This window comes from Fulvivirga lutimaris (assembly GCF_009711525.1).
GTDB lineage: Bacteria > Bacteroidota > Bacteroidia > Cytophagales > Cyclobacteriaceae > Fulvivirga > Fulvivirga lutimaris.
Map to the genome: position 1 here is coordinate 18,658 of NZ_SMLV01000393.1, position 9,656 is coordinate 28,313.

Genomic DNA, 9,656 nt, shown 5'->3' on the forward strand with positions numbered 1-9,656 from the left:
ATTCACTCCTCAATGAGTCGGATGGATTGATACGCATGGCTTTATAGAGTTGAGATCCGACAGTGACCAGCACAACTAAAAGCACCATCATAAAACCAGCAACTATTATTTGTGCACCGAAATCAATGCGGTAGACATTGGTACTAAGCCACATATCATTGACAAAATAACTTAGCGGCCCACCGATGGCATATGCAATAATCATAAGTATTAGAAAACTTCTGCCCACTGTAGATAATATGCTCAAGCCAGAAGCACCCAACACCTTCCTTATTCCTATTTCCTTAGTTTTGTTTTGAACCTGATAAATGACCATTCCTAACAACCCAAGACAAGCCAAAGACACCACAATGATGGTCACATACCCGGTTACCATCAGTAAAGCCTCAAAATGACCATAGCTTAATTTCAGATCATCTTTATATAGTGAATATTCAAAAGGACGCGTGGTATGTTCTTTCCAAACGGCCTCAATATCACTTATAACTTGTTTTGTGTTTCCGCCAGCCATTATAAGAGCATTATTAGCATAATCTGGTAAATACCTCAGTGCCATAGGTCCAATTTCTTCATCAAGTCTTTCATAGTGATAGTCTTTTACTACACCAATAATTTGTAACTCACTGTCATCCTGAAAATCATTGATAATAAAAGACTCTCCAACTGCATCTATTGGCGAGTCGAAACCTAGTCGTTTCACAGCAGTTTCATTGATGATCACAAACTTCTCTTCTTCTGGCATTACATCAGGATAGTTCTTTCCTGCAACCAATGTGAGATTCATCATCTCTATAAAATCATCACCAATGGCAAAATAACTCATAGGAAATGGCTCATCTGCTCCTTTTAATTTCGTTCTTGTAGTATTATTCGTACCCAGAGCCGGGAGATGTGAAGTGCTGGATACAAGTTGAGCTGATGACAATGCTGAAAGTGCTGGCGCGATCTTTTTAAACTCTACGCCCTGCAAGTGCACATTTACTATTCCTTCCGTTCTGAAGCCGTGATCTTTATTGAGCACAAAATTAAGCTGCATATAAACAGTCATCATGGTGATGACAAAGAATATAGAAAAGGCAAACTGAACGACTACTAAAACTTTTCTAATATCGAATTTTGAAAACCAGCCTTTTTTGGAAGAGTAATTGGATTGCAAAGCTTTTTTAAGTGCAGAAAGAGGCTGAGTCGCAGAGAAAACAAGTGCTGGGATAATGCCTGATACTAGTCCTGCAATGACAACAAACCCCAAAAACCACCAAACCAGATTCGATGTTTCATCAAAACTCATTGGAGCACCCAAAGAGGCAAAGTAACTGTTCATAGTTGGAACTATGAACTGCACCATCAGATCTGCAAAGAAGAAAGACAATACGGCTATTAAAGCTGCCTCCACCATAAACTGACCAAATATGTGCCAACGTAAGGCTCCTACAACCTTCCTTACTCCTATCTCTTTAGAGCGATTAATGGCACGTGCGGTGGTTAGGTTGGCATAATTAAAACAAGCTGAACAAAGTACTATTAAAGAAATGCCCAGCATCATATAAATCACAAAATTGGGAAGGCCAAACCCTGTGGTATTGCTCAATAAAGGACCGGGTGTAATGCCTGTCAAAGGTTGAAGCAAAAAGGTATATTCAAATTTACCTTCTTTTTCATAGTTATCTGCAGCGGCATTTTTCATAAAATTGATGATTGTACTCAGCGCTATACCATCCTTAACTTCCATATAAATGTAGCTGTCATATATGGCGTGCCAATCATCCAAACCTGTGTAGGCTGATGTGTCTCGCTGCTGCAAAGCCTTCTGATACCCAATGGAGGCAAGCGCATCAAAAGTCAGGTGCGTTTTACCAGGTAGCTTATCTAAAACTCCAGTAACAACAAACTCACCTTTGTTTTCAACTGAAATAACCTCATTCAAAGGGTCTTTATCACCAAAAAGTTTGGTGGCCAGCTCCTGAGTAAGTACTACAGAATTAGGAAGTGTAAATGCCTCCTTGCTGTTTCCTTTAGCTAATGGAAAATCAAAAATCTCAAAAAAGTCATTATCTGTGTAATAGCCCTGAAAAGGGATTTGTTTGTTATTCCATTCTGACACACCATTAAATCTGCTTTGAATACCGGTAATACTTTCAATGCCGGTATGTTCTTTCAACTTATCTAATAGTGGATAGGCTGTTGTGGCTGTTGACCACAGGTACTCCTTCTCTTGCAGCCTGTCAGTAATGACCCTGTAGGTCTTGTCCTTCTTAGCATGAAAGTCATCATAAGAAAACTGATCTGCTACAATTAAAATGAGTAACAAACACACAGACATGCTAATTGACAATCCTACAATATTAATAATCGAGATGGTTTTGTTACGCGTAATGTTGCGCAGGGCAACCAGAAAGTAATTTTTAAGCATAGTTGAGTTTTTTTTTGAGTGTTATTCGCTTTTGAGTGTTATGACCGGATTGAGAGTTACTGTTTTTATAAAAAAATAATACCAATACAAATGCCAATTTCAACAAATAGCTGAAAATCAGCTAATTAACTAATCAATTATTATTAAAATTGATTCAAGTGCCCAATAACACAACATGTAACTGCCCATTATTGGACATTTATTATGATTTTAGCAATCAAAGATTTTACATTTACACCCATTAAATAAGACTAATGGCCAAGTCAAAAGGTAACATACTTATTGTTGATGATGATGACATGATATTGCTATCAGCGCAATTGTTGCTGGAGCAGTATTATACAGAAGTACGAAAAATCAATAATCCTATCCAGATTGAAGAGGCCTTTAAGGAGCACGCATTTGATCTGGTTTTGCTGGATATGAATTTCAAACAAGGTGAAACTTCAGGTGAAGAAGGTTTGCAATGGCTTGAAAGAATTAAAGAGCTAAGTCCATCTACTAACGTTCTGCTCATGACAGCCTATGGGGAGGTCGACATTGCCGTAGAAGCTATGAAAAAAGGAGCCATTGACTTTATTGTGAAGCCGTGGCAAAATGAGAAGCTTATTGTTACGGTTCAAAATGCCCTTAAACTGACTTCACAGGAAAAACGGGTGAAACAACTTGAAGTACGAGAGCAGGCCATAAGCTCTAACATTGATAATGAATACCGCGAAATGATAGGCTCATCAGCAGCCATGAAAGGTATTCAAAATATGATTAGCAAAGTGGCTCCTACTGATGCTGATGTTTTGATATTGGGAGAAAACGGCACAGGTAAAGAAGTAGCAGCCCGGGCACTCCATAAAAAGTCATCCAGAGCAAAAGAGATTTTTATAGCAGTAGACCTGGGCACAATTCCTGAGCATTTATTTGAAAGTGAGCTATTTGGCCATAAAAAAGGTGCTTTTACAGACGCCAAAGAAGAACGTATTGGCCGCTTTGAGGCCGCCTCTGGAGGCACAATATTTTTAGATGAAATTGGCAATATCCCTTTGCATCTGCAGAGCAAGCTGCTTACCGTTCTTCAGCGAAGACAAATCACCAAAGTGGGTGACAACACCCCTACTGATATTGATGTGCGTGTAATCTGTGCTACCAATATGAATTTGCAGGAAGCAGTAAATAATGGTGATTTTAGAGAGGATTTACTTTATAGAATTAACACGGTAGAAATTGACCTTCCCTCTTTGAAAGAAAGAATCGAAGATACCCCTGAGTTGGTAGATCATTTCCTAAAAAAATACGAGAAGAAATATCATAAAAATACTCTCTCTATTAGCAAGGAAGCTATAGGTGCTTTAAAGAAGCATAGCTGGCCAGGTAATATAAGAGAACTGCAGCATGCTGTAGAGCGGGCCGCTATTCTTGCAGACCATGATGTGCTAAATGCCAATGACTTTGCATTTTTAAGGCGCACTGAAAATTCTAGTAGTGAGTTCGACAATTTCAACTTAGAAAATATTGAAGCGTGGGCCATCAAAAATGCCATCAAAAAACACAGTGGCAATATCAGTCATGCGGCTAAAGAGCTTGGCCTTTCCAGAGGTGCCATGTACAGAAGAATGGAGAAATACGGATTATGATAAAAAATTTCAGACTCAGTGTATTAATTCGGATTCTGATCATTTCAGTACTTATCACACTGTTGGTATATTTTCTATTGGTTGATGTTAGGTACCTGCGGTCGGTTTATATTGTCTTCTTTTTGGTGATTGCTATCATAGAGTTTATCTGGTATGTTGATAAAACCAACAGAGATTTTACCTCCTTTTTGCTATCCTTACTGCAGGAAGATTTTACAACCACTTTTCAGGAAAAAGGGAAAGGGAAATCTTTTAAAAACCTATATGGATCACTTAACAAAATTACCAAGAAATTTGAGCAGATCAGCTCTGCAAAAGAGGTGCAGCATCTTTACCTGGAAGCACTTGTCGATCACCTGAGAGTTGGGATTATCAGTTTCGATAAAAATGGTAAAATTCAAATGATGAATCAGGCATTGCAAAAAATGTTTGACAGACCTCAAATGGCATTTTTAAGTAATCTAAGTGGCATTGATGAACGTCTGCCCGAACTGCTGATGGACATTAAGCCCAAGGAAAACAAGCTGCTCAAAGTAAAGATAAAAGATGAGCTACTTCATTTATCCATTCATGCTTCAGAATTTCTTTTGGATAAGGAATTTTACAAGCTTATTTCCATTCAAAATATTAAAAATGAATTGGATTCAAATGAGCTTGATGCCTGGCAGAAACTAATTCGAGTACTGACTCATGAGATCATGAATTCAGTAACCCCCATCACCTCACTTTCTGGAACATTGAAACAGATCGTAGAAACCTCTCCACACGATAATCAAACTATTGATAAGGTGACCCAAGGCCTGGAGGCAATACAGCTTAGAAGCAAAGGGCTGCAAAACTTTACAGATGCCTACAGAAAGCTCACTAAAATACCAACCCCTAACTATGCCAGCCTTAACCTGCACAACCTTTTTAAAAGGATATTGATTTTGGTAGAAGACCAGTCAAAAGATATTGAGATAAAACTTAATATAAGTGAGGATATTGAGATTATGGGTGATAAAGATTTACTAGAGCAAGTGTTTATTAACCTTGTTAAAAATGGCATTGAAGCTCTTGAAGGAAGAAATTCTCCGGTATTAAGAATAAAGGCCTGGCAAGATGACCAGACTCATATTTCAATATCCGACAATGGCAGCGGTATAGATGAAGATAAAATTGACAAAATTTTCATTCCCTTCTTCACCACCAAAAAAGAGGGCTCCGGCATAGGATTGGCCTTATCACGACAGATCATCCGGCTGCATAATGGCAACATTGGTGTGACTTCTGTTCCTGGTGAAGGTACTTCCTTTACTGTTTCTATCTGATTTTATCGGCAACTTTCTTCGAGGAGATAATTTTCTTAACTTGTTGAAAATCACCAACTAAAACATCATGAAAAGAACACAAAGAGTAATGTGCCTCATTTTAGCATTGGCAATGGCGGCTTGCAGCAACCAAAAAGAAACTGCTGAAATTGTAAAGCCCGCTCAGTATACCATAGAGCAATTTATGGATATTGAAAACATCAATGGAGGATCATTTTCTGCTGATGAATCTAAAATTTTGATCAACAGCCAGATATCAGGAATATTCAATGCTTACGAGATTGATATCGCTACTGGTGAAAGAACTCAGTTGACCAACTCTTCTGATAATGCCATTTTTGCTCGATCATATATGCCTAATGGTGAAATTATTTATACAAGTGATAAAGGTGGAGATGAGATAACCCACATTTATGTCAGAAAAACTGACGGAGATATCATAGATATGATATCTGATTCCACTGCTAAGGCTAGCTTTTACGGGTGGAATAATGAGAAGACCATTCTCTATTACGGTTCTAACCAACGAGATCCAAAATACTTTGATCTATATAAAGTTGACATCGAAAATAGCAGCACTGAAGATGGGGTGTTTTCTTCAAGTGTAATTTATACTAATTCGAAAGGTTTAAATCCGAGTGCGATATCGAATAACTCCAGGTATGTTGTTCTGAGCGAAACAATTACTACAAATAACTCCAACATGTATCTATATGATTCGGAATCTGGAGAAACAAAATTAATATCTGAACATGAAGGAGATGTGCAGTATAGTCCGCAATATTTTAGCCTTGATGACTCAAAGCTTTATTACCTTACTGATGAAGGCAATGAATTTATGTACATAAAGTCTTATGACATGGAATCCGGTGAGATTTCTGAAGTTCAAAAAGAAAACTGGGATATTATGTACACCTACCTATCAAAAACTGGCAAGTATCGAGTGGTAGGAATAAATAATGATGCTCGCACAGAAATAAAAATATATGACGCTAATGACCAGCCCATTCAGATGGCCAATATGCCAGAAGGCGATATTACAGGAGTAAACATTTCCGATAGTGAACAACAAATGGCATTTTATGTAAGCAGCTCTAAATCACCTAGAAACCTTTACCTATATAATTTTGAAACTCAGGAGGTGAAGCAAATTACCGACACAATGAATCCTGAGATTAACCCGGATGATTTGGTTGCAGGAGAAGTCATTCGTTATAAGTCATTTGATGGCATGGAAATCCCTGCCCTTCTTTACAAACCAAAAGGACTGGAGCCTGGTGAAAAAGTGCCTGCAATGTTAATGATACACGGTGGACCTGGTGGTCAGACGCGCTTAAATTACACCCCTCGTTTGCAATACTTTTTAAATCATGGTTATGCAATACTTGCTGTAAATAATCGTGGTAGCTCAGGCTATGGCAAAACTTTCTATGCTGCAGATGACCAAAGACATGGTCAGGATGATTTACAAGACTGCGTGGAGTCTAAGAAATTTTTAGCAAGTCTTGATTATATAGATGCAGATAAAATAGGTATCATGGGAGGAAGTTATGGAGGCTATATGGTAATGGCTGCGCTAACTTTTGCGCCAGAAGAATTTGCTTTGGGGGTCAATTATTTTGGCGTCACCAACTGGCTAAGAACACTAAAAAGTATTCCACCGTGGTGGGCATCTTTCAGAGAAGCTCTGTATAAAGAAATGGGTGATCCGGTTGCAGACTCAATTATGCTTTATAACAAATCTCCTCTTTTTCACACTGATAAAATAACCAAACCTTTTATTGTGCTTCAAGGCTCCAATGATCCTCGTGTGCTTAAAGTAGAGTCTGATGAGATAGTAGAAGGAGCAAGAAAAAATGGCGTAGAGGTTGAGTATGTTTTATTTGATGACGAAGGCCATGGTTTTGTTAAAAAAGAAAACAATATCACTGCTTCTAAAGAAGTACTCAAGTTCTTGGATAAACATTTTAAAACAGAAAAAGCAGAGGAAGCTATTTAACAAATACCAACCTTGACATTGTCCGAAGTTCGGGCAATGTTAAGGTTGATTTTAAAGTCAACTACCGATCCTTTAACCTGTACATAAACTTCAACCCTGACCAGGTTTCATCTACTGCACAAACTTTTACATCAACCAAGCCATGGTTCAATCCATATTCTCTCACAACATTGCCATCTAAGTCAGTTTCAATTTTAGAAGCCTTTTTAGGCCAAGAAACCCACATGGTGCCATTTTTGACAAGTCGTGATTTGCATTGATCGAAATGCATTTCAAAATCTTTTAATTTTAATGCGAATAAATGAATAAAATCAACTTCATCTGCGTTATTAAAATCAGTGATTATTTCCGGAAGATCATCAAATAAAGTAGGATAGTATTCTGGTTCATTCATAAGTAGAACCTTAAAACCTGCTTTTATACCAAGCTTTTTTGCCAAGGGTGTTCCAGAATAGCCTGCTGACATGAGTTATTAATTGAATTTGTATTTATATTTGAAAATAGTCAATCAGAACAGTTTTGACAAAAATTAAAAAAGATGAGACCACTAATTCTACTACTTTGCTTATTAGCTCTTAATGGCTGTTCTGATGATACTGAAACTAGTGATTACACTGGTGAGCAGCAATCTTATGCCATGGTGCAGGCTTCGGACTTTCCGATTAACGGAACCGTTACTTTCTTAGAAAGGAGAGATAACACCACCGAAATACAAATAAAACTGACAGGCACCGAGGGTGATATTTCTCACCCTACTCACCTGCATTATGGTGATTTTAGTACTCCAGATGCAGAGATGGCCGCACAACTGACTCCTGTATTTGGAAAAACCGGAGAAAGCATTACCATAATTGAAGCTCTTATTGATGAAACACCTATCACCTATGATGAACTCATCAATTTCGAAGGACATATAAAAGTGCACCTGGATGGAGGGCCTAATAAAAGCACCATTTTGGCAGCAGGTGATATTGGCAGCGCATCAAAAAGTAGCAATTCGGGTCGGAGAAGTATTGCGGTTTGCAAATCTGAATAGCATCAAAACCGATCACCTTTCATAACAGCCATTTGCGCTAAGGCAATTGAATTGAAGCATAATTAGAAGTAGCTTGTGACAAATACCTCTAATTATGAATACAAAGTACCTGATGATGGCCAGCTCCCTATTGCTGGGAGCTATTGGCGTTTTGCTCACATTTCTTCCACATGAAATTTCCGCGGCAATTAAATCCGTTGATACTGATCCCATTATTTTACAAATTGTAGGAGCACTGTATTTTGGTTTTGCCATGCTCAACTGGACAGCAAAAGACAATCTGATTGGAGGGATTTATGGGCGGCCAATAACTATTGGCAATATGACCCATTTCATAGTAGCTGGCTTGGCTTTAGTCAAATTTGCCTTTAGAAATGCTTCACCTTTAATGTGGGTTATTGCCATCTTATATGCATTTTTTGCTTTATCTTTTGGTTATATTTTCATGAATCATCCAAAAAGTAAAAAATAGTATGGAGCACAAGATAAAATCAATCCGAACATTTATTGGAGCCAAAGATTTCAATGAGTCAAGACAATTTTACTGTGATCTTAATTTTGAAGAAGTCATCATCTCTCATGATATGTCTGTATTTAAAAATGAAAACTTTGCGTTCTACCTTCAGAAAGCATATGTCAAAGACTGGGTTGATAATTCCATGATTTTCTTAGAAGTTGAGGATGTGGAATACTATCTTGAAGAAATAAAGAAGCTCGATCTGGTCAGTAAATATAGGCGGGTTAGGCTATCTGAAATAGTGCATAATCCCTGGGGTAAGGAGTTTTTTCTTCATGACCCGTCAGGCATATTATGGCATATTGGCTCCTTCAACTAATAAAGACTCAATTATGAAAAACTTTACACTGCTCTTTCTAATTCTTCTAATCTTTTCATCATGTATTCCTCAGGAAGAAGAACAGTCATCAAAACCAGAGTTTATTGAGACCGAAGAATTTGCTGATCGCGGCTTGCCATTTTCTGAAGCAGTAAAAGTTGGCAATATTTTGTTTCTCTCAGGACAGATTGGCGACCAAGCAGAAACAGGTGAGCTTGTTAAAGGTGGCATAAAAGCCGAAACTCGTCAGACGATGCTCAACATAAAAGGTGTGTTGGAGCGTAACGGGTCTTCCATGGAAAATATTTTTAAGTGTACCTGTATGCTCGCTGATATCAACGAATGGGCTGACATGAGTGCGGAGTACATCAAGTTCTTCCCTAAGAACAAACCTGCCCGCAGTGCTTTTGCGGCTACAGGTTTAGCCATGGGCGCCC

At 38.1% G+C, this 9,656-nt stretch carries 9 protein-coding genes; 7 read left to right on the forward strand and 2 right to left on the reverse strand.

The genetic code is table 11. The annotated features are described in order from the left end of the window. Window positions 1–2,410: ABC transporter permease (locus E1140_RS12915; protein WP_155184334.1), on the reverse strand; the 2,410-nt coding region annotated here is incomplete at its 3' end. A gap of 254 nt (window positions 2,411–2,664) precedes the next feature. Between E1140_RS12915 and E1140_RS12920 the strand changes: the two genes are divergently transcribed. The 3 genes from E1140_RS12920 to E1140_RS12930 all read left to right on the forward strand — a co-directional run bounded on the left by E1140_RS12920 (window position 2,665) and on the right by E1140_RS12930 (window position 7,347). Beyond that, window positions 2,665–4,038 (forward strand): sigma-54-dependent transcriptional regulator, encoded by a 1,374-nt coding sequence (locus tag E1140_RS12920; RefSeq protein WP_155184336.1) that lies wholly within the window; start codon window positions 2,665–2,667, stop codon window positions 4,036–4,038. After that, on the forward strand, window positions 4,035–5,348 hold the full coding sequence (locus E1140_RS12925) for a sensor histidine kinase (protein WP_155184339.1): 1,314 nt from the start codon (window positions 4,035–4,037) through the stop codon (window positions 5,346–5,348). Before E1140_RS12920 ends, E1140_RS12925 begins: the two co-directional genes overlap by 4 nt. Before the next feature lie 67 nt (window positions 5,349–5,415). Continuing rightward, on the forward strand, window positions 5,416–7,347 hold the full coding sequence (locus tag E1140_RS12930) for a S9 family peptidase (RefSeq protein ID WP_185153569.1): 1,932 nt from the start codon (window positions 5,416–5,418) through the stop codon (window positions 7,345–7,347). 61 nt (window positions 7,348–7,408) lie between these two features. On the opposite strand, the gene E1140_RS12935 is transcribed toward E1140_RS12930, so the two are convergent. Beyond that, window positions 7,409–7,813: a DUF3052 domain-containing protein gene (locus tag E1140_RS12935; protein ID WP_155184342.1), complete on the reverse strand. Its 405-nt coding sequence runs from the start codon at window positions 7,811–7,813 to the stop codon at window positions 7,409–7,411. Between the two features lie 72 nt (window positions 7,814–7,885). Here E1140_RS12935 and E1140_RS12940 point away from each other — a divergent pair, with 72 nt between their 5' ends. From E1140_RS12940 to E1140_RS12955, 4 genes are all read left to right on the forward strand, one after another. Beyond that, window positions 7,886–8,383: a cupredoxin domain-containing protein gene (locus E1140_RS12940; RefSeq protein ID WP_155184345.1), complete on the forward strand. Its 498-nt coding sequence runs from the start codon at window positions 7,886–7,888 to the stop codon at window positions 8,381–8,383. A gap of 94 nt (window positions 8,384–8,477) precedes the next feature. Continuing rightward, complete coding sequence (locus tag E1140_RS12945; RefSeq protein ID WP_155184348.1) at window positions 8,478–8,855, forward strand: hypothetical protein; 378 nt, start codon at window positions 8,478–8,480, stop codon at window positions 8,853–8,855. Between the two features lies 1 nt (window position 8,856). Beyond that, window positions 8,857–9,219, forward strand: coding sequence for a VOC family protein (locus E1140_RS12950; protein WP_155184351.1), 363 nt, complete (start codon window positions 8,857–8,859; stop codon window positions 9,217–9,219). Between the two features lie 13 nt (window positions 9,220–9,232). Then, the coding region (locus E1140_RS12955; RefSeq protein ID WP_155184357.1) for a RidA family protein at window positions 9,233–9,656 on the forward strand (424 nt) is incomplete at its 3' end.

Excerpts from the sequence above, each read along its gene's own strand:
- E1140_RS12950 (WP_155184351.1), top strand. The coding sequence starts at position 8,857 with ATGGAGCACAAGATAAAATCAATCCGAACATTTATTGGAGCCAAAGAT.
- E1140_RS12945 (WP_155184348.1), top strand. The coding sequence starts at position 8,478 with ATGAATACAAAGTACCTGATGATGGCCAGCTCCCTATTGCTGGGAGCT.
- E1140_RS12940 (WP_155184345.1), top strand. The coding sequence starts at position 7,886 with ATGAGACCACTAATTCTACTACTTTGCTTATTAGCTCTTAATGGCTGT.
- E1140_RS12925 (WP_155184339.1), top strand. The coding sequence starts at position 4,035 with ATGATAAAAAATTTCAGACTCAGTGTATTAATTCGGATTCTGATCATT.
- E1140_RS12920 (WP_155184336.1), top strand. The coding sequence starts at position 2,665 with ATGGCCAAGTCAAAAGGTAACATACTTATTGTTGATGATGATGACATG.
- E1140_RS12930 (WP_185153569.1), top strand. The coding sequence starts at position 5,416 with ATGAAAAGAACACAAAGAGTAATGTGCCTCATTTTAGCATTGGCAATG.
- E1140_RS12935 (WP_155184342.1), bottom strand. The coding sequence starts at position 7,813 with ATGTCAGCAGGCTATTCTGGAACACCCTTGGCAAAAAAGCTTGGTATA.